Origin of the sequence: Aeromonas sp. FDAARGOS 1417, from assembly GCF_019046985.1 — a bacterium.
Classification (GTDB): domain Bacteria; phylum Pseudomonadota; class Gammaproteobacteria; order Enterobacterales; family Aeromonadaceae; genus Aeromonas; species Aeromonas veronii.
This window is the reverse complement of the sequence record NZ_CP077221.1, coordinates 4,194,001-4,219,236: the sequence shown is the minus strand read 5'-3', so window position 1 is coordinate 4,219,236 and position 25,236 is coordinate 4,194,001. Positions and strand designations below refer to the sequence as shown.

Genomic DNA, 25,236 nt, shown 5'->3' with positions numbered 1-25,236 from the left:
GAGAGAACAGATATGTCTGCCTATTTAACACTGCGGCAACGGGCCATGACCCGTCGCTTCTGGGCTTACGCCCTCCCCTCCATTCTTGCCATGCTGGTCTCGGGGGCCTACTACCTCATCGACGGCATCTTCGTCGGCCACTATGTCGGTGCCGCTGGCCTCGCCGGGATCAACCTGGTCTATCCGGTCATCATGGTGCTGATCGGCCTGGCCGCCATGATCAGCATGGGGGCGGCCACCGCCATCTCCTTCCAGCAAGGGGCGAAAAACGACAAGCTGGCCCGTCAGGCGCTGGTCAACGCCCTCTGGCTGCTGGCCGGACTCGGGGGCGTTGCGCCGGTGCTTCTCTATTACACCCACACCGATATCCTGCTGGGACTGGGGATTGAACAGGGCAGCGAGACCTGGAAACAGGCGAGTGACTACCTCACCTGGATTGGCGGCGGCACTCTGTTGCTGGCCAGCAATCTGGCGGTCCCCTATCTGCTGCGCAACGATGGCCGCCCGAAACTGGCCATGGTGTTGGTGAGCAGCGGCGCCGTGCTCAATATCATCCTCAACTACATCATGGTGGGTCGGCTGGGGCTGGGACTGATCGGTACCGCGCAAGCCACCCTGATGGCAGAGGGTGCGGTGAGCTTGATCGGCCTAGGCTACTTCTTCACCCCCTGGGCGCGGCTGCGCCTCAGCTGGCGGGATCTGGTGCCCAACCTCCCCGCCATGCCGCACCTGCTCTTTACCGGTCTGCCGAGCCTGATTGCCCAGTTCAACCTCGGCCTGCTGCTGATGCTGCACAACAGCCAGCTGATGGTGTACGGCAATGTGAAGGATCTGGCGGGTTTTACCGTGGCCGGTTACACCGAAGCGGTCTTTATCGTCATTCTGCAGGGGCTCGCCTTCGGCATTCAGCCGCTCATCAGCAAGGCGGCGGGGGCCAAGCACCATCGCAACCTCAAGTACCTGATGGAGATGGGGCTCAAGTTCACTTTTATCTACGGCATGCTGGTGTGGCTCACCATCCAACTGCTGCCGGGACAGGTCGCCATGCTCTATACCGGCGACAAGGATCCCGAACTGCTGGCCGCTGCCATCAGCAGCCTGACCCTCAACCTTGGCGCCATTCCGCTGGAGGGGATCATCATGTTCGGCATCGTGCTGCTGCAATCCATGGCGCGTACCCGTCAGGCGCTGGTCATCTCCATCGCCAAAACCGTGTTGCTGCTGCCGCTCATCTTCCTGCTGCCGCAACTGTGGGGTCGTGATGGCGTGCTGATGGCCCAGCCCGCGACCGTGCTGCTGCTCACCCTGCCGCTCTGCTGGCTGCTGTGGCGCGAGTGGCTGCGCCTGAAGATGGCCTGCGCGCCAAAAGCCAAACAGCGCCCACAACCGGCCCGCGCACGCACCGCTGTCCAGCTGGCCCGTTAAGGCCACCCATCCCGCAAAACAATAAAAAACCGGCATCCATTGATGCCGGTTTTTGCTATATGGGCGGGTCTGCTTGCGCTTACACAACAAGCCAGGCCAACACCGCTGCCCACACTATGCCAATACTTCTGGCCTGAGCTGGGCCATCAGCCCCGGGTTGTCGGAGTAATCCACCGGAATGGCCACCACCGCAGGCCCCTCCACCGCCAGCGCGGCCCGCAGGGTGGCACGCAGCTCGTCGGCCGAACGCACCGCAAACCCGGCCGCCCCGAACGATTCGGCATAGCGTTTGAAATCGATGGGGCCAAAAGAGACGCCGGAGGTGCGGCAATACTTCTGCTGCTCCTGCATCGCAACCATGTTGTAGCCGTTATCGACCCAGATGATGTGAACGATATTGCTTTTGAGGCGCACCGCCGTCTCCAGCTCCATGCTCGACTGCATAAAGCTGCCATCCCCCGATACCGAGATCACCTTCTCACCCGGCCGTACCAGCGCCGCGCCGATGGCCCACGGCAGTGCCACCCCCATGGTCTGCTGACCATTGGAGATCAACACCTGACGAGCGCGGAAGCTGTAGAGGTAGCGGGCAATCCAGATATGGAAGCTGCCCATGTCGACGCAGAGGGTCATGTCGTCGCGCACCAGATCCTGCAGCTCGCGCACGATACGCAAGGGGTGAACCGGATTGCCGTGCAGATCGTCGGCCCGCATCGCCAGTCGCAGCCGCTGCTGGCGAACACCTTGCAGCAGCCGATCCACCTCGGGGGGACGGATTTTCGGATTGCCCATGATGCGGGTCAGCTGCAACAGGTTGGCGCGGATCGACCCCACCAGCTCGGCGGTCGGGCAGTAGCTGCTGTCGATATCGGCAGGCAGCACGTCGATATGGAGGATGCGCCGCTCCCGGTCGCCATTCCACAGCACGGGGTCGTACTCGATGGGGCTGTAGCCGATGCAGATCACCAGATCGGCCCCCGCCAGCAGCTGATCCCCCGGCTGGTTGTTAAAGAGCCCCACCCGCCCGGCAAAGTCATCGAAGTGGCAGCTGTCCACCACCCCGGCGGCCTGATAGGTGCCGGTCACCGGCAGCCGCGCCTTGTCGAGGAAGGCGCGTACCGCTTCGGCATTTTCCGGCCGGCTCGCCATCAGACCGAGCAGCACCACCGGATTCTCGGCGTTGCGCAGCAGGGTCAATGCCTGCTCCATATTCTGTTCGTCGGCGCAGCCCGGCTCCGGCACTTCACGGGGCACCAGTACATTGCCCTGCACCGGCTTGTTGATGATGTCCATCGGCAGGCTGACAAACGCCGCCCCCGGCCGCCCCAGTTCGGCAGCGCGAAAGGCGTTGGCCATCACTTCCGAAATTGCCGCCCCGCTGTTGACCTGAGCACTGAACTTGGTGACCGGACGGCAGAGGTTGACCGTATCCATGCTCTGATGAGTGAGTTTGAGGCCGTCGGCACGGCGCACCGCACCGCCCAGCGCCACCATGGGGTCCCCTTCCGAGGTGGCCGTCGCCAGCCCGGTAATAAGGTTGGAGCAACCTGGGCCCGAAGTGACCAGCGCCACCCCCGCCTTGCCGGTGAGGCGCCCCACGGCGGCCGCCATAAAGGCGGCGTTCGCCTCGTGGCGCACCACTATGGTCTCGATGGGGGAGTCCTCCAGCGCATCGAACACCCGGTCAATCTTGGCGCCGGGGATCCCGAACACCTGCTTGACCCCTTGCGCCTCCAGATGACGAACCACCAGCTCGGCACCGCACTTCCACTGTCTGTTTTCCATGATATTGCTCCTTGTCTATCAGCCTTCGGCGGCCTGGATGGCGCGATCGAGATCGGCAGGGTTGAGGTCGGCCTGCCGGAAAGCGGGATCCGATGGCAGGGCCAGATTGAGGTGACGCACCACTGAAAGTCGCAGGGTGCCGTGGGCCATGGTGTAGTCGAGCAGATGACCGCCCCCCTTGCGATCGGCGGTGATCATGTGCTCGTGAAAGCCCGCCACATTGACCCCCTGCACGAACGGCGGGCAGCGAAAGCCCACCAGGGTTCCCGCCACCGCGGCAAAACGGAACAGCGGCTGCTGTTCGATGGCTTCCAGCATGGGGCGATAAGGGGGCTCCTGACGCGGCACGGTTCGTACCTTGGCCGTCTCAAACTGGCCGTCGAGGCGCAGGGCGACGAAGACGTTGTCGGAGCCCACCAGCCGATCCACCCACTGGTGGATCTCGTCACGGCTCAGGGGGTGATCGAAGCGACGCTCCAGACAGGGACGAAAATGGGTCATCACCGCGAAGGGTGTCTTCTGATCGGCGCGGGCGGGCCGGGCCGAGCCATCGGAGCGCAACTGGTGGATCTGGCGCTCGAAGGCGATCAGCTCGCCATCGAGGTGATTGAAGGTGCCGAGGCCAAAGTCGCCGTGGCGCAGCAGCTCGCTCATGGTGGTCTCCCCTTCGTAGACCCCCGCCAGCAGGGCGCTCATCAGGGAACTCTGGTAGATCTCGCCACCGTCATGCTGCCTGCGCCAGCGGGAAAACTGCTGGCTCACTTCGAGGGCACAGCTGCACCCGGCACTGTCAGATGTTGCAATATGTTCCATTCGGGTTTCACCTCCACCGTGAATCCTGTTAGCGTTCGGATCCAATGGTGACTTGGTTCACATTTCAACACCAATACGCTGATCCCATGACTTTGAGACTCAATCGATATGGAACTTCGTACGCTCCGCTACTTCATGGCCGTTGTTGAAAAGCAGAATTTCACCCGCGCAGCCGAATCACTCAACATGGCCCAGCCGCCGCTGAGCCAGCAGATCCGCAAGCTGGAAGAGACCCTGGGCACCCCGCTACTGCGCCGTTTGACCCGCAGTGTCGAGCTGACCGAGGCGGGCGAGAGCCTCTATCGGGATGCGGCGCAGATCCTGGCGCTGGCCGATGCGGCAAAACTGAAGGTAAAGCGGATTGCCCGGGGCGAGCAGGGGGCACTGCGGATCGGCTTTGCCGGTTCCACCGTGCTCCACCCCGCGGTGCTGACCCTGCTGCACGACTATCGGGAGCGCTACCCCGAGGTGGCCCTCAGCCCGCAGGAGGGCACCATGCCGGCACTGGTGGAGGCGCTGCGCAACGATCGGCTGGATGCCGCCATCTTGCGGCTCCCCTGCCGGGGTAGCGAGGGCTTTGCCCATCACCTTATCGAGCAGGAGCCGCTGCTGATCGCCCTGCCGACCAGCCATCCCAAGGCCAAGCCGGGCCCCTTGCCACTGGCCAGCCTGAAGGACGAGAGTTTTATTCTGTTTCCCCACGCCATCGGGCCCGGGCTCTATGACGGCATCGTGGGCCTCTGTCGGGAGGCGGGGTTCGAGCCGATACTGGGGCCCGAATGCCCACAGGTGATCTCCACCGTCGGCATGGTGCAGGCGGGCTTTGGCGTGACTCTGGTGCCCAGCTCGGTGGCGGCGTTGCGTCCGCTCGGGGTCAGTTATCACCCCATTGAGGGCAACGGCATGATGACCAGCATCAGTCTGGCGACACGGCCACACCCAAGCAGTGCCGTGCTGCGGCACTTTATCGCCCAGATCCGTGCCGCCCAGATACGACAAGGCCTCCCGAAGGAGGCCCTGTTAACCAAGGGTGAGCCGGCCTGATGACCGGCTCGCATGGCGCTACGGTTTACTTAACAGTACTGCTTATTTGACAGTCACCCGGGCAAACTTGCGCTTGCCGACCTGATAGACGGCGGTACCAGCACCGATGAGTGCCTTGCCATCTTCCAGCTTCTCGCCATCCACCTTGACCGCGCCCTGCTTGATCATCCGCAGCGCTTCGGAGGTGGTGGCCACCAGATCGGCCTCTTTCAGCAGGTTAGCGATGGCCAGACCTTCACCTTCCAGTGCCAGCTCGATTTCCGGCATCTCGTCCGGAATGGCGTTCTTGGAGAAACGCTGGGTGAAATCTTCGTGGGCCGCTTCGGCCGCCGCTTCGTCGTGATAACGGGCGATGATCTCTTTGGCCAGCCAGATCTTCACATCGCGCGGGTTGAGGGTACCGGCCGCGATACCTGCCTTGAACTCTTCAATTTCAGCCAGCGGACGGAAGGAGAGCAGCTCGTAGTAGTTCCACATCAGATCGTCGGTGATGGACATGATCTTGCCGAACATCTCACCCGGGGCGTCGTGGACGCCGATGTAGTTGCCTGCGGACTTGGACATCTTCTTGACGCCATCCAGACCCACCAGCAGCGGCATCATCAGCACGCACTGGGTCGCCATGCCGGCATCTTTTTGCAGCTCGCGGCCCATCAGCAGGTTGAACTTCTGGTCGGTACCGCCCAGCTCAACGTCCGCCTTCAGCGCGACCGAGTCATAGCCTTGCAGCAGCGGATAGAGGAATTCGTGAATCGCGATGGATTGGCCGCCGGTGTAGCGCTTTTTGAAGTCGTCACGCTCCATCATGCGGGCCACGGTCTGCTTGGCCGCCAGCTTGATCATGCCGGTCGCACCCAGCTCGCTTAGCCAGGTCGAGTTGTACTCGATGCGGGTCTTGGCGGGGTCGAGGATCTTGAACGCCTGCTCGGCATAGGTGAGGGCGTTATGCTTGATAGCCTCTTCGGAGAGCGGCGGACGGGTAGCGTTCTTGCCGGAGGGGTCACCCACCATGGCAGTGAAGTCACCGATCAGCAGGATCACTTCATGGCCCAGATCCTGGAAGGTCTTCAGCTTGTTGAGGATCACGGTATGACCCAGGTGAATGTCGGGGGCGGTCGGGTCCATGCCCAACTTGATGCGCAGCGGGCGCCCTTCCTTCAACTTGGCGACAAGTTCTTCTTCAACCAGAATTTCTTCCGCTCCGCGCTTGATCTCGGCTAGCGCCACCTCGAGCTGGGACATTTTTTGACTCTCCATCACGATTCCACAGGGCCAAACATATTACTGGAATGGCGGGCCAATTGGAAAGGCTGTAAAATCCGTCCATTCTGCCCGACTTCATCTGCTTCTCATGGTTATTTGGCACGCCTTCAACGCACTCCCCCACTGGCACCGCAAGATGGTGCTGATCTTGAGCATCATGATCATGATGCTGGCTGCCTGGCCAAGCGAACAGGCAGTGGCAACACGGGTCGATGAAAACGGCAACGAGATTGCCCTGCGGGAACCGGCGAACGACAACCCGCTGAACGACGAGTTGAAGGCAGAAGCGGCCCAGCCTGTCACCCCGCCCAAGCCGCGCTATATCACCAAGCAGGTGAAGGTGCGCCGTGGCGACAACATGGGGGTGATCTTCCAGCGCATTGGCCTGAGCACCACGGATCTGCACCTGATCGATCAGCTCGAGGGCAGCGATCCCCTGCGGATGCTGCAACCTGGGCAGGAGCTCACCTTCAAGCTCACCGAGAACGGCGAGCTGCACAGCCTCTATTACCCCCACAGTCTGGAGCAGGCGCTCAAGGTGAGCCGCAAGGAGGAGACCTTTGTCGCCCGCAACGTCAAGATCGCCCTCGACACCCGCGAACAGGTGAGTAAAGGCGAGATCCGCTCCAGCTTCTGGGGCGCCGCGGTGGATGCGGGAATGACCGAAGATCAGATCATGGACTTGGCCGCAATCTTCGGCTGGGATATCGACTTTGCCCAGGATTTGCAACCGGGCGACAGCTTCCGGGTGGTCTATGAAGACAAGTTCCGCGACGACGAGCGGGTCGCCTCCGGCGATATTCTGGCGGCGGAGTTCGTCAACCAGGGCACTGCCTACCGCGCCGTGCTCAATGAAGATGGCAACTACTACACCCCGGAAGGCAAAGCGATGCGCAAGAGCTTCCTGCGCGCGCCGGTTAACTTCAAATACATCAGCTCCAACTTCAACCCGCGCCGCCTCCATCCTGTGACCGGCAAGATCCGCCCCCATAACGGCATCGACTATGTGGCGCCGGTGGGCACCCCCATCATGGCGGCGGGCTCCGGCAGCGTAGTGGCCGCCGGTTACAACCAGTTCAACGGCAACTACGTCTTTATCAAGCATGCCGGCAACTATGTGACCAAGTACCTGCACCTCTCCAAGCGCACCGTCAACAAGGGGCAGCGGGTGAAGCAGGGGCAGACCATCGGCACTCTGGGTGGCACCGGCCGCGTCACCGGCCCGCACCTGCACTACGAATTCGTGGTGGGCGGCATTCACAAGAACCCGCGCACCCTCACCCTGCCGCAGGCAGAGACCCTGAGCGGACGCGAGCTGGCCAACTTCAAAAAGCTGGCGATGCCGCAACTGGCCAAGCTCGACAACCCCGAGCTGCAGTTGGCCCAGAACAAGCGGGATAGTCGCGGCAACTAAGCCATCAGGGCTGGCAGGGTGAAGGCCCTGCCAGCCCCTTTTATTGAACCCGCGCCAGGGAACCAGATTGAAATGAGTCCACTTTCGGACATAAGATGAGATGGAACACCGGGAGCGGCATGTGGCACGGAAGCAAGGGCTTATCTATCCTGTCTCTCTCACTCTTTTTCCGGTCCGCATTGAGGATGCAACATGGTTGAGCGTTATATCGGTCTGTTGTCAAAGATCACGCCATGTGGCATGGGATGAAAGCCGTTCCCCTCTTCACTCTCTCTGCACACCGTATTTTCGAACAGCAATGTAAGGAGACACCATGGCTGAGCGCTATATCGGTCTGATGTCGGGAACCAGCATGGACGGCATTGATGCCGTGCTGGTGATGATCGCCGGGGATGAACTGCGGGTCGAAGCGGCGCTTTGTCACCCCTGGCCGCAAGAGACCGCCCGCACGCTGCATGCACTCTGCACCCCGAGCGACAACGAAATCGACCGCATGGGGGTGGCCGATAATCTGGTGGCGCGAGAGTTTGCCGCCGCCACCCACGCGCTGCTGGCCAAGGCGAAGCTTGAGCCCAAAGATATTCGCGCCATCGGCAGCCACGGCCAGACCATCCGCCATCGCCCCCAGCTTGGCTTTACCCTGCAGATCGGCAACGCCGCCCTGCTGGCCGCCTTGACCGGCATCGACGTTATCGCCGATTTTCGCACCATGGATATGGCCCTCGGCGGTCAGGGGGCGCCGCTGGTGCCCGCCTTCCATCAGGCGCTGTTTGCCAAGCCCGGCGCCCTGCGAGTGGTACTGAACCTCGGCGGCATCGCCAATATCTCGGTGCTGCCGGGCAATCCAGGCGGGGTATATGGTTTTGATACCGGCCCGGCCAACACCCTGCTCGATGGCTGGTATCGCCGCCATCAGCCCCACGGCGGCAGCTATGACGCCGGTGGCAAATGGGCCGCCAGCGGCAAGCCCATCCCGGCCCTGCTGGAAAAACTGCTGGCTCACCCCTACTTCGCCGCACCCGCCCCCAAGAGCACCGGACGGGAGATGTTTACCCTCGATTGGCTCGATGGGGAGCTGGCAGACACTTCATACGCCCCCGTGGATGTGCAGCGCACCCTGCAGGCGCTCACCTGCCACAGCATCGCCCGCCAACTGCCCGCCCGGCCCGAATCAGTCGGTGCCAGCCAGCCGAAAGCCGAGCTGTTTGTCTGCGGCGGCGGAGCCCATAACGCCCCCTTGCTGAAGGAGCTGGCCAGCCTGCTGCCTGCATGGCGCATCGCCAGCACCGCCGAGCTGGGCCTTGCCCCCGACTGGGTGGAAGGCGCTGCCTTTGCCTGGCTGGCCATGTGCTTTGTTCACCGCAAGCCGGGCAACCTGCCCGCCGTCACCGGCGCCAGCCGTTCGGCTGTGCTGGGGGCACTTTATCCCGCCTGAGTGATGACAAGGGGGCGGCGGATCAGTGTGCCCCCTTGAACAGACGCACAACCTGTTGCCGGATCGGTGCAAACAGCGGGGGCTTTGGCGGCTCCAGATTGATATGGCGCCGCCCGGCACGGGTTTCACAGCGAAGCAGATTCTGGATGTAGTGATGGTGGGAGCGATGGATCAGCTGTGAAGCCTGATACGCCCACTGTCTGGGCACGCCCCACAGGGTGCTGGCAATCGCCCCGACGATGCAGAAGAAAGCGGGCTCCTGAATTCCCATCCGGCTGGCGTTCTCCAGCGCCTCCTTGAGCGAATTGGAGTGAGCAATACAGGTCATGATATTGACCATGAAGGCGTCGTAATCATCCTCCCCACCCTTGCCAACACGCGCCGTCAGGGTCGCCGCGGGCTGATAACCAAACTGATGGCCGATATTTTCCAACACCGTATTACGCTGGCGGATCACCTTGCCATAAAACATCAGCATCACCATGCAGTCGATCGCCTTGCACAGCGCCTCGTAGTGGGGATGGCTCTTCTTGGGACGCGGCGCCGTAGCGAGGGCCAGCTCTTCAGAGATAGCCAAGAGGCCCACAGGTACGGCGGTGCTGACAAACGAGAGATCAATCGACAGCTCCAGCCCCTCCTCCCCTTCCATGCGGGCCACAATCACATGTTCGCCAAACAGCCGACGCTGGCGCTCGATAAAGGCGCCAAAGACCAGATCACGAAACTGCTTTTGCGGATAAGGGGTATCGAGCAGGCTCTCGATGGTCATGATGGCGGCGGATACCCGGCCGCGCAGTCGGTAATCGGCAGGAATGGGAAAGCTCTTTCCCAGGCGAGGAGGTAACCGCTGCCCAGATGTTTGACAATACATATCGCCCAGAACGAAACCCAGCATAAATCCTCCACAGTCAGGTAATGATGATCGCGACGCGATCTCGTTTGCCAATCCTGGGCAATGGCCTGCCGGTGCATCGATGCTCTCCGTCAGGGCTCCTTGATTACCTTATTAATCATACGATTAATAGCGAGTGAAAAAAGCGACCTGACTCGCAATCACGCCACTAATTAACAGTTTCATCAAGAAACCATAAAAAGCGGTCGATAAATCCATTTTTTTACGAATTTCCCTTTAAAAACAGAACATTGAACTTTATTCCTGCGAAATCACCTGAGCTGTTCCCGAGCCCTGAAAACCATCCCAATCATCACAACCAGCCACAGATAAGAGGGAGATCGGACAAACTCGCAAAAAGTGGAAAAAGCGACGACGCGGGGCAACCCCACCCATCGGGTGATGCAACAGGAGTGAAGAGAAGCGGATTGCCACCACAGCCCCTCATCCAACGCCACCTCTCATCCAGCACCACAGCTCCCGCACACCGTCACGCCAACGCCAACGCCATGCCCCCCACTCCTGTGCAGCAGGAGCAGATCCGCCGTGCAAATTCATGGCATAGATTTTTATGGCGCTAATAACAGATCCCGGCTGCCAGCAAGGCGTCACCGAGCATGCCGGAATAATCATTAACAGAGAGGAATGCAAAAGCCGTGAATTATATTCCAGAGGTATCTTTAATAAGGTGGATATGCATATTAACGGGAATTTTCATAGCCCCTTAAAAGAGCTGAAAACAGATATCCATGCACCATAATATGCATTATTTGCACATCGGCGCATAATATTAACCCTTTATTCACATGCCAATATCCCGAAGAGGGAAAGAGCAAACCCAGTCAGGGCAAGGCTGTCCGCCGGTTCGGCACCATTTGCGCACGAATTGGCTGCGATTTAGGGTGAATTGAATAGCAATATGATTAAATTTGCGCCCATTGAGCCATCTCATAGAAATGCAATCAGCGGTTTGCAACCCCTGATAGCCACTCATAGAATCGCAGCGTCTGAAATATCTACCCTGTCCTCTTCTCCCTTATTCCTCTCAGTAATTGAGTGGATCACAAATAATAACCGGGGATGCCGCCGCTGGCGCAATGGCCGTGGCGCACAACAAGATGGGGTAAACCTGTACCTGAATGAACAACAAATATTAAAAAGAGGCATATCTATGAGTGGCACCATCATCAAGTCGGCAAGAAATACCCCCCATGCACCCCAGGATCTGGACCCCTGCACCCAAACGGTGGCGTTTTCTCATTACAACAATATCTCGGCCCAGCTGCCGGTCGATCCCGCCACCGGCAAGATGGTGAGCGGCGATGTCACCGCGCAGGCCAGACAGTGCCTGAGCAACCTCAAGGCGATCATCGAGAGCATCGGCCATGTGATGGACGATATGGTCAAAGCGACCATCTTCCTCAAAGAGATGGCCGATCTGGAGGCGGTCAACGCCGTCTATCGCGAATTCTTCCCGGGCTATCTGCCGACCCGCACCACCCTCGCCGTCGCCGCCCTGCCGCTGGGCGCACTGGTGCAGATCGATGCCATCATCTCCAACGGCGAAGGTACCTTCCCACAAGATCCTTGCCCGCTGGTTAAACTGGCCCGCAATAGCGACAAGGCGCCGCACAATCCGCTCTCCACCCATACCGTGGCCTTCTCCCACTACAACAATATCGGCGCCCAGCTGCCGGTCGATGCAGCCTCTGGCCAGCTGGTTGCCGGTGGCATCAAGGAGCAGGCGGGCCAGTGCCTGCGCAATATCAAGGCGGTGCTGGAGAGCATCGACGTGCCGTTTGACGATATCGTCAAGGTCACCGTCTATCTGACCGATCTGGCCGATCTGGAGGCCGTCAACGAGGTCTACACCACCTTCTTCCCCGACTCCGCCATCGCCCGCGCCGTCGCCTATCTGCCCGCCCGCTCTGTGGTCAGTGCCGCCGCCCTGCCCATGGGGGCACGGGTGCAGATGGATGCTGTCATCTCCCACGGTGACGGCACCCCGCCACAACTGGTGGAAGACCGTCACAATCTGGTGATCCGTGCCCGCAATACCGACAAGGCACCGCGCAGCCCCTTGCACACCCAGACCGTCGCCTTCTCCCACTACAACCATCTCTCTGCCCAACTGCCGATTGACCCCGCAACCGGCAAGATCCTGGCTGGCTGCATCAAGGAGCAGACCGCCCAGTGCCTGAGCAATATCAAGGCAATTGTGGAGAGCATCGGCCATGTAATGGACGATATCGTCAAGGTCAATATCCAGCTCGCCAATATCGCGGATCTGGATGCGGTCAACGCCGTCTACACCAAATACTTCCCGGGTTATCTGCCTGCCCGCACCGTGATTGGCGTGAGCGAGCTGCCCGCTGGCGTCCTGGTGCAAATTGATGCGGTAATGTCCAATGCGGAAAGCACCCCGCCGCAGGTGTAATGTTGCGGGAAATAAAAAAGAGACCGGCTGATGGCCGGTCTCTTTTTACATGCTAGACAAAGGGATGGCCCCTCAGCCCTCGATATCGCGGTTCCTGATCGCCACTCTGACCGCCTCTGCCGTGGTGGCTACACCGAGTCGACGGCGGGCACTGCGCAGATGGTTCTCGACCGTGCGCACCGAGAGTTTCAGGGTGGTGGCGATATCGGCATGGCGCCAACCCCGGGAGACCCACTCCAGCACTTCGCGCTCGCGCCCAGTGAGGCCACGCTCGTGACCCGCTACCGGCATCTCCATCAACCGACGGGCAGCATGAAAAGCCGCCACCGCGATCAGCGCAAGGCCAACCCGAGTGTGGGCACAGGCATCGATCTGATCGCCGCCAAAGCTCATCGCCCCTTCCAGTCCCAACGGCCCATAGACGGGTACCTGCAAGCCATGTCGGCCCGGCCCCTCAGGATGGCGAACGATACGGTACTGCTCGCCAACGGCACCAACCGTTTTGCTCCAGAAGAAGGGCTGGTCTCGCTCCCTGATATGCATCGCCATCGGGCACTCGCGCATATAAGCATGCAGGTCGACCGCCTCGCCGCTCTCCAGCCACTCACCCTCCAGCCAGTAGAGGTGCTCGACCACCCCCTCCTCGCTGGCGCTGATGGAGAAGAGCGCAAAGCGGTGATACCCCAGCGGGATGGCAAAGGCGCGCACCAGTTGCTGGATCTCCTCCAGCCGCTGACACCCTTCCAGCGCCACCGCAACCTGCAGCGCACTGGCTGGCGAGGACGACAACTTCATCGCTTGGCAACCGCCTCCAGCAAGGTGGTGGCGGCCAGCTTGCCGAGGTTATTGCCCGCCAGCGGGCTGTCACCGGTCAGCAGATTGCGATCCCGGCACACCTCTCCCGAGATGCCGTTGTTGACGATCTCAAAGCCAATCTCTTTGAGCTTCTCGCCAAACTTCCAGGTGAGGTGGCCCGGCATATAGCCAATTGCCGGGGTCTGGGCATCCAGCTCATCGGGGAAGGCGCAGATCTTGTAGCCGGCGAAAGTCTCTGGATTGGCCACCGCCAGCAGCGCCGCCGGCCCGTGACAGAGGGAGATGATGAAGCGATCGTTAGCCATCGCCCACTCCAGCAGCGCTTTCACCTCGGCACTCTCCGGCAGCCCCATCAGGGCGCCGTGTCCGCCGGGAATAAAGACGCCGATATAGTCCGAGTCGGCGCCAGCGCCTCTTTCAGCAGATCGGCCAGCTTGGCCGGTTGGCGGAACTGCGACTGATATTTGGCAAAGAGCCCCAGCACCTCTTCATCTTCACCGGGCATGGCCCACCACTCGAACTTGACCGGATTGCCGGAGAGGGTGGCCACATCAAAGGCAAAGCCCGCCTTGTCGAGGTGATACATGGGCAGCAGGGTTTCGACCGGATGGTTACCGGTGGAAAACAGGGTGCCGTTGTCGGTGGGCAGATAACGCTCATCGGCACCGATCAGCAGGATCTTCCAGCGCCCCTCCCGATAGGGAGCGGGATAGTCGGCCCCGGCAAGGTCAGATTTGCGCGAGGTGAACTGGCTCAGGGAGTAGGGCGATGGGAAGAAGGCATTCTGCTCTGCCGGATCCGGGGTCGGTTGTTTATCGTCAACAAGCATATCGGTCATGGGTCAGGCTCCAGTAGTGGTGGACTCGGTCTCACAGTATTGACTGTCAGAGACCAAGTAAATGAGGGTTTTCCCTCAACCGCTATGACTATGGCAAGAGGTGTGACCACGCTGCGACAAAACCTGAACAGAATCCCCGCCAGACTTAGGCCATCGCGGCAAATGCCCTGACGATGGCATCCATGACCGCTCTGACCCGCGCGGCATGCTGCACATCCTGATGGGTCACCAGCCAGACATCGTAGGATTGCTCTAATTGCCGCTCGGGCCAGACCCGCACCAACCCGGCTTGCTCTGCGAGCGGAACCGCCACCTCGCCAAGCCCCAGCCCCATCAGCAGGGCCTGACGCAGCATCAGGCTGGTATTGACCCCCGCGGCGACCGTGGCCCCCTCGGCCGCCTCTTCGAGCATCATTGGCGAGCGAGCGCTCTGCCAATGGGGCTCATACACCACCAGCGAATGGCCCGCAAAACCGGTGCCCGCTTCGGGAATGCCATGACGATCCAGATAGTCGGCGGAGGCATACAACCCGACCGGCCAGGAGGCCAGCTTGCGAATAATCAGGTCGGGATTGTCCGGCTTCACCGTCCGGATCGCGATATCCGCTTCCCGCAGGGACAGATTGACCACCTGGGTCGAGGTATTGAGGATGACCCTGATATCGGGATAACGCTGATGCAGCTCGGTCAGGGCCGGTATCAAAAAATCCATCCCCAGGGTGTCTGTGGTCGCCACACTGACCTCCCCGACAAGGCGGTTGTCGACCCCTTGCGCCGCCCGCACGAAATCAATAGCAGCCAGCTCCATCTGCTGGGCGCTGGCCAGCACTATCTCTCCGACATTAGTCAGCACATACCCCTTGGATGTACGGAGAAACAGCGTGGCCGCCAGACGATGCTCCAGTGCGGCAATCCGTCTGCCAATGGTGGCCTGATCGACCCCGACCACACGGGCGGCGCCCCTCAGGCTCCCTTCCCGATGCAACGCCAGAAAAATTTTCGCATCATCCCAGTTCATCACGACTCCCGATTGAAATGCATTTTTGCATTACAGGTGAGGGATAATACTGCGTTTATTCATCAGCAATCTCCACTATCTTGGTGCTCATCCCATCCGGGGAACCTCATATCACCTCGTTACAGGAGCCGCTGATGCATAACGCCTATTCCATTCCCGCCACCATGAGCGCAGTAGAAATTACCCAGCCAGGTGGCCCCGATGTCTTGCAACTGACCACCCGCGCCACACCGGCGCCCAAACCCGATGAGGTCTTGATCCGGCACTATGCGTCCGGCATCAATGGGCCGGATGTGATGCAGCGCAAAGGGCTCTACCCGCCTCCGGCAGGGGCATCGGATATTCCCGGGCTGGAGGTCGCCGGGGTCGTGGTCGCCAAGGGGGAGCAGGTGACCCATCTCAAGATTGGCGACAAGGTCGCCGCGCTGATTTCGGGTGGCGGCTATGCCGAGTACAGCGTCGCCCACCAGAGCAATGTCCTGCCCCTGCCGCCCGGATTGAGCTTTGTTGAAGCGGCGGCGCTGCCGGAAACCTTTATGACGGTCTGGTCAAATATGTTTGAACGGGGTCAGTTCAAAAAAGGGGACATTATCTTGATCCATGGCGGTGCCTCCGGCATCGGCACGACCGCCACCATGCTGGCCAAGGCATTTGGCGCCGCCAAAATCATCACCACGGTCGGCTCCCCCGAGCAGCAGGCCGCCAGCATCAAGCTGGGCGCGGATGTGGCCGTGCTCTACAAGGAGGAGGATTTTGTCGAGGCAGTGCATGCAGCCACCGATGGCCATGGCGCCGACATCATTCTCGATATCATTGGCGGAGAGTATGTCGCGCGCAACTATGCGGCGGCCGCCATCAATGGCCGCATAGTCCAGATCGGCATTATTGCGGGCGCCGCCCCCAATCTGGATCTGTTTCCCATGCTGCAAAAGCGGCTGACCCATATCGGCTCTACCCTGCGCTCGCGTACTCCTCAGGAAAAAGCCGAACTGATTGCCCAACTGCAAACTCATGTCTGGCCATTTATCGAACACGGCGAGATCAAACCGCAGGTTTACCAGACCTTCCCGCTGGATGAGGCCGCTGCCGCTCACCATTTGCTGGATTCAGGCCGTCATATCGGCAAGCTGGTATTAACCATGGCGCCGTTATCGTCAGATTGATAAGGCCCATAGCAGACTTGGTCGAGGTGGATGCGGTGATATCCAATGCGGACAGTACCCCGCCGCAGGCGTAAGGTTTGTTGAAATAAGAAAGAGACCGGCCATATACCGGTCTCTTTTTTGGTAACAGGAAGGGATATTATTTTTATGGCATCGTCTTAAAGAACGCGAACGTCCGATTACGCTTCGCTAATCGAACCTACAGACTTTCTTGACTTATTTGACCACGACTTAATCTTTCTACGTTCTTTTTCAACCAATCTTGAACGCCACATTAAATCTGACAGTAATATTGCTATAGAAAAATTAAAGCGCATTCTTGGTGTTGAATTTGATTCCAGCTCATCTGGGCCACACCAAGGTAACTGGCTCACAAGATTTAGTACCTTACCAGAACAAAAATCAACCCCCCTCCAACTATGACCGAACTCATTTCTAATCTTACGGATTATAGTTATCTCATGATACTCACTTTCTTCAATAAGACCGAGCGCATGAGCAGCAGTTACCTTAGCGGCAAACGTTCCAAGTGGTGCATTGAAACCACTCACAAGTTCACTACCTGATTTGTTTTTAACAAAAAATGACTCAAGAATATTTTTTAGCCAGTCATCTAACACTGCGGCTGCATTAAGCACAGCCCCTCGGTCACTCTCTTTATTGAACTCCAACAGAAATTCAGATAGTTCAATGATTTCTGTTTCTGCCTGCATAAAACGCCCCTGGTATTAACTCTTGAATCAGATAAACATTTTTAACATTAATAGCTAAATAAAACGCCCCCCATCTTGCAATGGGAGGCGTTTCTTATTCAAGTTATTGGGCCTGTCAGGCCCAATATTCAGCTATTACAGGGACTCAGCGGTCGCAACCACGTTTTCCACGGTAAAGCCGAATTCCTTGAACAGCAGCTCGGCCGGTGCGGACTCACCAAAGGTGGTCATACCGATGATCTTGCCGCCGAAACCGACGTACTTGTACCAGTAGTCAGCGATGCCGGCTTCGATGGCCACACGCTTGGTGACGGAGGACGGCAGGACGGACTCTTTGTACTCGGCAGATTGAGCGTCGAACACGTCGGTAGACGGCAGAGAGACCACGCGCACGGCACGGCCCTTGGCAGTCAGCTGCTCATAGGCGGCAACAGCCAGTTCCACTTCGGAACCGGTGGCGATCAGGATCAGCTCCGGAGTACCGGCGCAATCCTTCAGCACGTAGCCACCCTTGGCGGTGTCGGCCAACTGCTGGGCAGTACGGTCCATCTGGGCCAGGTTCTGACGAGAGAAGATCAGAGAGGTCGGGCCGTCGGTACGCTCGATGGCGTGTTTCCAAGCGATGGCGGATTCAACCTGGTCACACGGACGCCAGGTGCTCATGTTCGGAGTCAGACGCAGGGAAGCGATCTGCTCAACCGGCTGGTGAGTCGGGCCATCTTCACCCAGACCGATGGAGTCGTGGGTGTAAACAAAGATGGAACGCTGCTTCATCAGGGCGGCCATGCGCAGGGCGTTGCGGGCATACTCCATGAACATCAGGAAGGTAGCGCCGTAGGGAATGAAACCACCGTGCAAGGCGATACCGTTCATAATGGCGGACATGCCGAACTCGCGGACACCGTAGTGGATGTAGTTGCCGGAGGCGTCGTCGTTGGTCAGGGACTTGGAACCGGACCACATGGTCAGGTTGGACGGCGCCAGGTCAGCGGAGCCACCCATGAATTCCGGCAGCAGCTTGCCGAACGCTTCCAGTGCGTTTTGGGACGCTTTACGGGTTGCGATCTTGGCCGGGTTGGCTTGCAGGGTTTCGATGATCTTGGCGGATTCAGCAGCCCAGTTGGCCGGCAGTTCGCCAGCGGTACGGCGCTTGAATTCGGCAGCCAGAGTCGGGTGAGCGGCTTCATAGGCAGCGAACTTGGCAGCCCAGTCGGCTTCCAGTTTGGCGCCCTTCTCCTGACCGTTCCACTCGGCAGCGATGTCGGCCGGGATAACGAACGGGGCGTGGTCCCACTTCAGGAACGCGCGAGCAGCGGCGATCTCGTCGTTGCCCAGCGGTGAACCGTGGCAGTCGTGAGAACCGGATTTGTTCGGGGAGCCGTAACCGATGATGGTGCGGCAGCAGATCAGGGTCGGCTTGCCGGTCTCGGCCTTGGCGGCTTCGATGGCAGCGTTGATCGCTTCCGGGTTGTGGCCATCAACAGCCGGGATAACGTGCCAGCCGTAGGCTTCGAAGCGCTTGACGGTGTCGTCGGTGAACCAGCCTTCTACGTGACCGTCGATGGAGATGCCGTTGTCATCCCAGAACGCGATCAGTTTGCCCAGTTGCAGGGTACCGGCCAGAGAGCAAGCCTCGTGGGAGATACCTTCCATCAGGCAGCCGTCGCCCATGAAGGCGTAGGTGTAGTGGTCAACGATGTCGTGACCCGGCTGGTTGAACTGGTCAGCCATGGCCTTCTCGGCGATTGCCATACCCACGGCGTTGGTGATGCCCTGACCCAGCGGGCCAGTGGTGGTTTCAACGCCCGGCGCGTAACCGTACTCCGGGTGACCCGGGGTGCGAGAGTGCAGTTGGCGGAAGTTTTTCAGATCGTCGATGGAGAGGTCATAACCGGAGAGGTGCAGCAGGGAGTACAGCAGCATGGAGCCGTGGCCGTTGGAGAGGATGAAACGGTCGCGGTCGGCCCACTTGGGGTTGTTCGGGTTATGTCTGAGGTGGCTACGCCACAGCACTTCGGCGATATCCGCCATTCCCATGGGGGCGCCCGGGTGACCGGAGTTGGCTTTTTGAACGGCATCCATACTCAATGCACGAATGGCATTGGCAAGCTCTTTACGAGAAGGCATCTGAATCTCCTGCGATTGCTTCATTTGATGGCCAAGATTAAGGCGCGTTATTGTCCCAGCAGGGCGCGCGGCGTGCAAATATTATCTGGATGAATAAAGTGGCTTTGGGAGGACAATCGCTTTTCTTGCCCTCTATTGACCAAAGCAACCAGAGAAAAACGTTTGACTTCCATCCCTTTCGGGATAGGAGAGCACCGCTTGTGACCCATTGGACACTGCGCGACAAAATAGTGCTGGCAATCGGGGGGGGCGCTAATTAAAATAGACGTCCAGATGTAGATACCTCTACACCATCCCATTCATCCGGTTATTGCCGTGGCGATAACCCAGACAAGCTGAGACTCTTATCATGGCAAAGCTGTTTACTTCCGAGTCGGTCTCCGAAGGCCATCCCGACAAGATTGCGGACCAGATCTCCGATGCGGTACTGGACGCCATCCTCAAGCAAGATACCAAGGCACGCGTTGCCTGCGAGACCCTGGTCAAGACCGGTATGGTCATGGTGGCCGGTGAAGTAACCACCTCTGCCTGGGTTGATATCGAAGAGATCGTACGTGATACCGTACGTGAAATCGGCTACACCCACTCCGACATGGGCTTCGATGCTGACTCCTGCGCCGTGCTGAACGCCATCGGCAAGCAGTCCCCGGACATCAACCAGGGTGTTGACCGCAGCGATCCGCTGGAGCAGGGCGCTGGCGACCAGGGCCTGATGTTCGGCTACGCCACCAACGAAACCGACGTACTGATGCCGGCCCCCATCACCTACTCTCACCTGCTGGTGAAGCGTCAGGCTGAAGTGCGCAAGAACGGCACCCTGCCGTGGCTGCGTCCGGATGCCAAGAGCCAGCTGACCTTCGCCTACGACGACGCAGGCAAGATCATCGGTGTGGATGCTGTTGTGCTGTCTACCCAGCACGCCGAATCCATCAGCCACAAGGATCTGGTTGAGGCGGTACGCGAAGAGATCATCAAGCCGGTACTGCCGGCCGAGTGGGTCAACAAGGACACCAAATACTTCATCAACCCGACCGGCCGTTTCGTTATCGGCGGCCCGATGGGTGACTGCGGTCTGACCGGTCGCAAGATCATCGTCGACACTTACGGCGGCATGGCCCGTCACGGTGGTGGCGCCTTCTCCGGTAAGGATCCGTCCAAGGTTGACCGCTCCGCTGCCTACGCCGCCCGTTACGTTGCCAAAAACATCGTTGCCGCCGGTCTGGCCGATCGCTGTGAAATCCAGATCTCCTACGCCATCGGCGTGGCCGAGCCGACCTCCATCAGCGTCGAAACCTTCGGTACTGCCAAGGTCGCCGAGGAGCTGCTGGTCAAGCTGGTGCGCGAGCACTTCGAACTGCGCCCGTATGGTCTGATCGAAATGCTGGATCTGAAGCGCCCGATCTACCAGGCTACCGCTGCCTACGGTCACTTCGGTCGCGACGAGTTCCCGTGGGAGCAGACCGACAAGGCCGAACTGCTGCGTTCTGCCGCTGGCCTGTAAGGCTCGCTGTTGTGATAAAAGGGGAGCCTGGCTCCCCTTTTGCTTATCCGCTATCTGACGAGATGTTGATGTCTGCCACTCCTGCCCAGCTTGTCGCCCTGCTGCAACAACGCGTAGAAGCCTGCTTTGTGCAGGCCGAGGCGCGCCTTGGCCGCACCTTCCCCCGCCCGCGGATCTACTGCAATATGCGGGGCCGGGCGGCGGGATCGGCGCGGCTGCAAACCTGGGAGCTGCGCTTCAATCCCGCCCTCTATCAGGCCAACCAACAGGCGTTTCTGGATGAGGTGGTGCCCCACGAGGTGGCTCATCTGCTGGTCTATGCACTGTGGGGGGAAGGTCGCGGCAAAAACCGGGTCTTGCCTCACGGCAAGCAGTGGCAGTCGGTGATGCGGGAGGTGTTCGGCCTTGAGCCCAGAACCACCCACAGCTTCGATCTGGCGGTATTGGCCCAGCGCACTGTGCCCTATCGCTGTCACTGCCAACAGCATCAGCTCTCTATTCGCCGTCACAACAAGGTGGTGCGTGGCGAGGCCCGCTATCACTGCCGCCGCTGCAAGCAACCGCTGGAACGGGAACGGCCGGAGCCAGAGCAGTAAGCCAGCTTGTGTCGCGCCCCTGTGGTAGGGTGCCCGCCATCGTTCGTCAATCACCCCGTTTTGCAAGGAATCCCATGCGTTTCATCTCCTCAATCGCTCTGACCCTGCTGGCCGGTTTACCGCTGCTCAGCGCCCCCCTGCACGCCCAGACCTTTCGCGAAGCCAAGCAGGATCTGGTGAAGCTCTATCGCAGCCAGCCTGCGGTCACCACCTTCTACTGCGGCTGCGACATCGACTATCAGGGCAAGAAAATGAGCCCGGATCTCGCCAGTTGCGGCTATGAGCCGCGCAAGCAGGCCAAGCGCGCCGCCCGCATCGAGTGGGAACACGTGGTCCCGGCCTGGGAGTTCGGCCACCAGCTGCAATGCTGGCAGGATGGCGGTCGCAAGAACTGCGAAAAAGCGAGCCCCGAGTTCAACAAGATGGAGGGGGATATGCACAACCTCTTCCCCGCCATCGGCGAGGTGAACGGCGATCGGGCCAACTACCGCTTCTCCGACTGGAACGGCAAGCCGGATCAGTACGGCCAGTGCCAGATGCTGGTGGATTTCAAGGATCGTCGGGTGCAACCGCCCAAGGGGCCGGTGCGGGGCCAGATTGCCCGTGCCTACCTCTACATGGGCCAGCAGTATGGGCTGCGTCTGGCAGCGCAACAGCGTAAACTGTTTGAAGCCTGGGATCGCCAGTACCCGGCAGAGGGCTGGGAGTGCGAGCGCAATCGCCGTATCGGCAAGCTGCAGGGCAATACCAATCCCTTTATTGAAAAGCAGTGCCAATAACCCCATTTGACCAGGGAGGGGATCACCCCTCCTATCATGAAGCCCTTCCCTATTGCCGCGTGAGCCTTGCTTGCCGCCTCGCAGCAGGATATGAAGGGTTTCCAAGCAAGAGACTGACAAGCAGCCATGCGCATTCCACGTATCTATGAACCGGCCACCCTGCAAGTTGGCCAGACCATCGCCCTGTCGGAAGACGGCGCCAACCATATCGGCCGGGTACTGCGCATGCAGCCGGGCCAGCAGCTCGAGCTGTTCAACGGCGATGGCAATCAATATCCCGCCACCATCGCCATCGTTGGCAAAAAGTCGGTGGAAGTGACCATCGACCGCTGCGACGTCCAATCGGTGGAGTCACCGCTGGCCATCCACCTCGGTCAGGTGATCAGCCGTGGCGACAAGATGGACTTCACCATCCAGAAATCGGTGGAGCTGGGCGTCACCTGCATCACCCCACTCTTCTCCGAGCGCTGCGGCGTCAAGCTGCCGACCGATCGGCTGGAGAAGAAGCGCGAACAGTGGCAGAAGGTGGTGATCAGCGCCTGCGAACAGTGCGGCCGCAACGTGGTGCCAGAGGTGCGCATGCCGATGGAGCTGGATGCCTGGCTGGCGGAAGAGACCAAGGAGCTCAAGCTCAACCTGCACCCGCGCGCCGAGTACAGCATCAACACCCTGCCCGTTCCCGAGCATGGCGTGCGCCTGCTGATTGGCCCGGAAGGGGGATTGTCGAGCGACGAGATCGCCCGTACCGTGCAGGAAGATTTCAAAGAGATGCTGCTGGGGCCGCGGGTGCTGCGCACCGAAACCGCCGCCCTGACGGCGATCACTGCGCTGCAGTGCCGCTTTGGCGATCTCGCTTGATACCATAGGCTGCATCAACGCAGCCTCACGCGGCCGATTACGCTGCGCTAATCGACCCTACAACCCTATCGAGCCATTAAAAAGGAACAGCGGATGACCATTAAACTCGGCATCGTGATGGACCCCATCTCGGCCATCAACATCAAGAAAGATTCCAGCTTTGCCATGCTCGAAGAGGCGCAAAAGCGCGGCTATGAGCTCTTCTATCTGGAGATGAAGGATCTCTACATGGAAGCCGGTCGTGCCTTTGGCACCATGCGCCCGCTCACCGTCAAATATGACTATGCCGACTGGTACACACTGGGCGAGGTGGTGGATCAGCCCCTCTCCAACCTCGATGTGATCCTGATGCGCAAGGATCCGCCGTTCGATACCGAATTTATCTACGCCACCTACATGCTGGAGCGGGCCGAGGATGAGGGCTGCCTCATCGTCAACAAGCCGCAGAGCCTGCGTGACGCCAACGAGAAGCTCTACACCGCCTGGTTTGCCGAACACACCCCGACCACGCTGGTGACCCGCCGCGCCGACAAGCTGCGCGCCTTCCACGCCAAGCACAAAGACGTGATCTTGAAGCCCCTGGACGGCATGGGCGGCGCCTCCATCTTCCGCATGAAAGAGGATGATGCCAACGTCGGCGTGATTATCGAGACCCTGACTGCCCACGGCAGCCAATACTGCATGGCGCAAACCTATCTGCCCGCCATCAAGGATGGCGACAAGCGGGTACTGGTAGTGGATGGCGAACCGGTTCCCTACTGCCTCGCCCGTGTCCCGGCGCAGGGGGAGACCCGTGGCAATCTGGCGGCCGGTGGCCGTGGTGAAGCGCGCCCCCTGAGCGAAGCCGACTGGGCCATCGCCCGTGCGGTGGGCCCGACCCTGAAAGAGAAGGGGCTCATCTTCGTCGGCCTCGACATCATCGGCGATCGCCTGACCGAGATTAACGTCACCAGCCCGACCTGCATTCGCGAGATCGAGGCCGCCTTCGACGTGCACATCACCGGCATGTTGATGGATGCCATCGAGCGTCGGCTGGCTCAGTGATCGCCAGGCAGGCTAATCGGCCTGTTCAGGAGTAACCCGCCCCTGACAAGCCCGGAAACAGAGAGGGTGGCCAGCGCCACCCTCTCTGTTTCAAGGCAATCCGGAAAGGGGCGGGATCTCGCCCTGCCCAAAAAGCGGTTTTTCCCATGGGGATCAACTGCCATAATTGACCTCAAATACCTTTGCACTATTTGGCCTCTATGCAAACACTGCAAAATCACTTCCTGCTTGCCATGCCAAGCCTGACGGATCCCTATTTCGAGCGCTCGCTGGTCTATCTGTGCGAGCACAACGAAGAGGGCGCTATGGGCTTGGTCGTCAACATTCCGGTGGAGATGTCGCTGGAAACCATGCTGACCCAGCTCCAGCTCAACCCGCCCAACAACCCGGAGCTCAAGCAGCCGGTGCTGCAAGGGGGACCGGTTCACGCCGATCGCGGCTTCGTGCTGCACAGCTTCCGCCCCGGTTTCAATTCGACCCTGCAGGTGGGGGATGAGATGATGGTGACCACCTCCAAGGATATTCTGGAAACCCTGGGTACAAGCGAGGCTCCTGCCCATTGGCTGGTGGCCCTTGGTTATGCCGGCTGGAGCGCAGGTCAACTGGAACAGGAGCTGGTGGATGGCGCCTGGCTGGTGATCCCCCCCAATCCGGCTCTGGTGTTCAAGACCCCCATTCACAAACGTTGGCAGCAAGCCGCCGCCAGCATAGGGGTGAACCCGGTTCACCTCTCCAGCGACATCGGCCACAGCTGATCGGCTGGCCCGCTCCGCTCTCTATTTCGAGGATTTATCAGTTATGTCATCACGCAGCATCATGGGCTTTGACTATGGCACCAAGAGCATTGGCGTCGCCATCGGTCAGGAGCTGACTGGCACTGCCCAGCCTCTGCGCGCCCTCAAGGCCAACGACGGCATCCCCAACTGGGACGAGATTGAGAAGCTGCTCAAGGAGTGGCAACCGGACCTGCTGGTGGTCGGTCTGCCGCTGAACATGGATGGCACAGATCAGGAGATAACAGTACGGGCCCGCAAATTCGGCAACCGGCTGCATGGCCGTTTCGGCAAGCCGGTGGAGTTCAAGGATGAGCGGCTCACCACCACAGATGCCCGCGCCCGGCTGTTTGAGCGAGGCGGCTATCGCGCGCTGGAAAAAGGCAGCGTAGACGGGGTCTCGGCGCAGCTGATCGTCGAAGCCTGGATGGAAGAGCAGTACAACTAAGCCATCAACAGCAAGGCAAGGGTCGCAGCCCTTGCCTTGTCTCGCACTATCCTC

The 25,236-nt window shown here is 59.9% G+C and carries 23 protein-coding genes; 13 read left to right on the top strand and 10 right to left on the bottom strand.

All coding sequences use genetic code 11. The features are described 5' to 3' along the window. The first annotated feature begins 12 nt into the window (after nt 1-12). Nucleotides 13-1,425 (top strand): MATE family efflux transporter, encoded by a 1,413-nt coding sequence (locus I6L47_RS19695; RefSeq protein WP_216948154.1) that lies wholly within the window; start codon nt 13-15, stop codon nt 1,423-1,425. A gap of 114 nt (nt 1,426-1,539) precedes the next feature. Here I6L47_RS19695 and alsS read toward each other — a convergent pair whose 3' ends face one another. Together alsS and budA are read right to left on the bottom strand one after the other, a co-directional pair. Further along, nucleotides 1,540-3,210, bottom strand: a complete 1,671-nt coding sequence (alsS, locus tag I6L47_RS19690) for an acetolactate synthase AlsS (RefSeq protein WP_042081073.1) — start codon at nt 3,208-3,210, stop codon at nt 1,540-1,542. An 18-nt stretch (nt 3,211-3,228) separates the two neighbouring features. Next, the gene (budA, locus tag I6L47_RS19685) at nt 3,229-4,023 is read right to left on the bottom strand and encodes an acetolactate decarboxylase (RefSeq protein ID WP_005338506.1); all 795 of its coding nucleotides are present in this window, start codon (nt 4,021-4,023) and stop codon (nt 3,229-3,231) included. A gap of 108 nt (nt 4,024-4,131) precedes the next feature. Here budA and I6L47_RS19680 point away from each other — a divergent pair, with 108 nt between their 5' ends. Then, complete coding sequence (locus tag I6L47_RS19680; protein ID WP_194496529.1) at nt 4,132-5,067, top strand: LysR family transcriptional regulator; 936 nt, start codon at nt 4,132-4,134, stop codon at nt 5,065-5,067. A gap of 42 nt (nt 5,068-5,109) precedes the next feature. Here I6L47_RS19680 and tyrS read toward each other — a convergent pair whose 3' ends face one another. After that, entirely contained in the window at nt 5,110-6,309 is a 1,200-nt protein-coding gene (gene tyrS / locus I6L47_RS19675) for a tyrosine--tRNA ligase (protein WP_005347884.1), read from the bottom strand. 109 nt (nt 6,310-6,418) lie between these two features. Between tyrS and I6L47_RS19670 the strand changes: the two genes are divergently transcribed. Beyond that, nucleotides 6,419-7,744: a peptidoglycan DD-metalloendopeptidase family protein gene (locus tag I6L47_RS19670; protein WP_216948153.1), complete on the top strand. Its 1,326-nt coding sequence runs from the start codon at nt 6,419-6,421 to the stop codon at nt 7,742-7,744. 313 nt (nt 7,745-8,057) lie between these two features. Beyond that, a complete protein-coding gene (locus tag I6L47_RS19665) occupies nt 8,058-9,179 on the top strand; it encodes an anhydro-N-acetylmuramic acid kinase (protein WP_216948152.1) in 1,122 nt (373 codons plus the stop codon). 22 nt (nt 9,180-9,201) lie between these two features. On the opposite strand, the gene I6L47_RS19660 is transcribed toward I6L47_RS19665, so the two are convergent. Continuing rightward, nucleotides 9,202-10,074 carry a hypothetical protein gene (locus I6L47_RS19660; protein WP_005338512.1) on the bottom strand — a complete coding sequence of 291 codons (873 nt, stop codon included), beginning with the start codon at nt 10,072-10,074 and terminating at the stop codon, nt 9,202-9,204. 1,168 nt (nt 10,075-11,242) lie between these two features. Here I6L47_RS19660 and I6L47_RS19655 point away from each other — a divergent pair. Beyond that, entirely contained in the window at nt 11,243-12,508 is a 1,266-nt protein-coding gene (locus I6L47_RS19655) for a RidA family protein (protein ID WP_216948151.1), read from the top strand. Nucleotides 12,509-12,580: 72 nt separating this feature from the next. Here I6L47_RS19655 and I6L47_RS19650 read toward each other — a convergent pair whose 3' ends face one another. From I6L47_RS19650 to I6L47_RS19640, 4 genes are all read right to left on the bottom strand, one after another. Then, nucleotides 12,581-13,303 carry a PA1136 family autoinducer-binding transcriptional regulator gene (locus I6L47_RS19650; RefSeq protein WP_216948150.1) on the bottom strand — a complete coding sequence of 241 codons (723 nt, stop codon included), beginning with the start codon at nt 13,301-13,303 and terminating at the stop codon, nt 12,581-12,583. Beyond that, nucleotides 13,300-13,677: a hypothetical protein gene (locus I6L47_RS22565; RefSeq protein WP_254204775.1), complete on the bottom strand. Its 378-nt coding sequence runs from the start codon at nt 13,675-13,677 to the stop codon at nt 13,300-13,302. Before I6L47_RS22565 ends, I6L47_RS19650 begins: the two co-directional genes overlap by 4 nt. Continuing rightward, nucleotides 13,677-14,162, bottom strand: a complete 486-nt coding sequence (locus I6L47_RS22560) for a hypothetical protein (protein WP_254204774.1) — start codon at nt 14,160-14,162, stop codon at nt 13,677-13,679. The genes I6L47_RS22565 and I6L47_RS22560 overlap by 1 nt, the downstream gene beginning before the upstream one ends. Before the next feature lie 145 nt (nt 14,163-14,307). Next, entirely contained in the window at nt 14,308-15,180 is an 873-nt protein-coding gene (locus I6L47_RS19640) for a LysR family transcriptional regulator (protein WP_144714732.1), read from the bottom strand. A gap of 134 nt (nt 15,181-15,314) precedes the next feature. Here I6L47_RS19640 and I6L47_RS19635 point away from each other — a divergent pair, with 134 nt between their 5' ends. Continuing rightward, nucleotides 15,315-16,343 (top strand): NAD(P)H-quinone oxidoreductase, encoded by a 1,029-nt coding sequence (locus I6L47_RS19635; protein ID WP_216948149.1) that lies wholly within the window; start codon nt 15,315-15,317, stop codon nt 16,341-16,343. Nucleotides 16,344-16,522: 179 nt separating this feature from the next. Here the strand turns inward: I6L47_RS19635 and I6L47_RS19630 are convergent, their stop codons facing one another. Both I6L47_RS19630 and tkt read right to left on the bottom strand, forming a co-directional pair. After that, nucleotides 16,523-17,056 carry a transcriptional regulator gene (locus tag I6L47_RS19630; protein WP_181269114.1) on the bottom strand — a complete coding sequence of 178 codons (534 nt, stop codon included), beginning with the start codon at nt 17,054-17,056 and terminating at the stop codon, nt 16,523-16,525. Between the two features lie 135 nt (nt 17,057-17,191). Beyond that, nucleotides 17,192-19,183, bottom strand: a complete 1,992-nt coding sequence (tkt, locus tag I6L47_RS19625) for a transketolase (protein ID WP_216948148.1) — start codon at nt 19,181-19,183, stop codon at nt 17,192-17,194. A 349-nt stretch (nt 19,184-19,532) separates the two neighbouring features. Here tkt and metK point away from each other — a divergent pair, with 349 nt between their 5' ends. From metK to ruvX, 7 genes are all read left to right on the top strand, one after another. Continuing rightward, nucleotides 19,533-20,684, top strand: coding sequence for a methionine adenosyltransferase (metK, locus tag I6L47_RS19620; RefSeq protein WP_005338519.1), 1,152 nt, complete (start codon nt 19,533-19,535; stop codon nt 20,682-20,684). 68 nt (nt 20,685-20,752) lie between these two features. Continuing rightward, the gene (locus I6L47_RS19615; RefSeq protein ID WP_216948147.1) at nt 20,753-21,280 is read left to right on the top strand and encodes a SprT family zinc-dependent metalloprotease; all 528 of its coding nucleotides are present in this window, start codon (nt 20,753-20,755) and stop codon (nt 21,278-21,280) included. 74 nt (nt 21,281-21,354) lie between these two features. After that, nucleotides 21,355-22,059, top strand: a complete 705-nt coding sequence (locus I6L47_RS19610; RefSeq protein ID WP_216948146.1) for an endonuclease — start codon at nt 21,355-21,357, stop codon at nt 22,057-22,059. Nucleotides 22,060-22,185: 126 nt separating this feature from the next. After that, entirely contained in the window at nt 22,186-22,917 is a 732-nt protein-coding gene (gene rsmE, locus I6L47_RS19605; RefSeq protein WP_216948145.1) for a 16S rRNA (uracil(1498)-N(3))-methyltransferase, read from the top strand. 93 nt (nt 22,918-23,010) lie between these two features. Further along, on the top strand, nt 23,011-23,961 hold the full coding sequence (gshB, locus tag I6L47_RS19600; protein WP_216948144.1) for a glutathione synthase: 951 nt from the start codon (nt 23,011-23,013) through the stop codon (nt 23,959-23,961). Nucleotides 23,962-24,161: 200 nt separating this feature from the next. Continuing rightward, nucleotides 24,162-24,716 carry a YqgE/AlgH family protein gene (locus I6L47_RS19595; protein WP_005349793.1) on the top strand — a complete coding sequence of 185 codons (555 nt, stop codon included), beginning with the start codon at nt 24,162-24,164 and terminating at the stop codon, nt 24,714-24,716. Nucleotides 24,717-24,759: 43 nt separating this feature from the next. Beyond that, on the top strand, nt 24,760-25,182 hold the full coding sequence (gene ruvX / locus I6L47_RS19590; protein ID WP_005343821.1) for a Holliday junction resolvase RuvX: 423 nt from the start codon (nt 24,760-24,762) through the stop codon (nt 25,180-25,182). Nucleotides 25,183-25,236 lie beyond the last annotated feature (54 nt).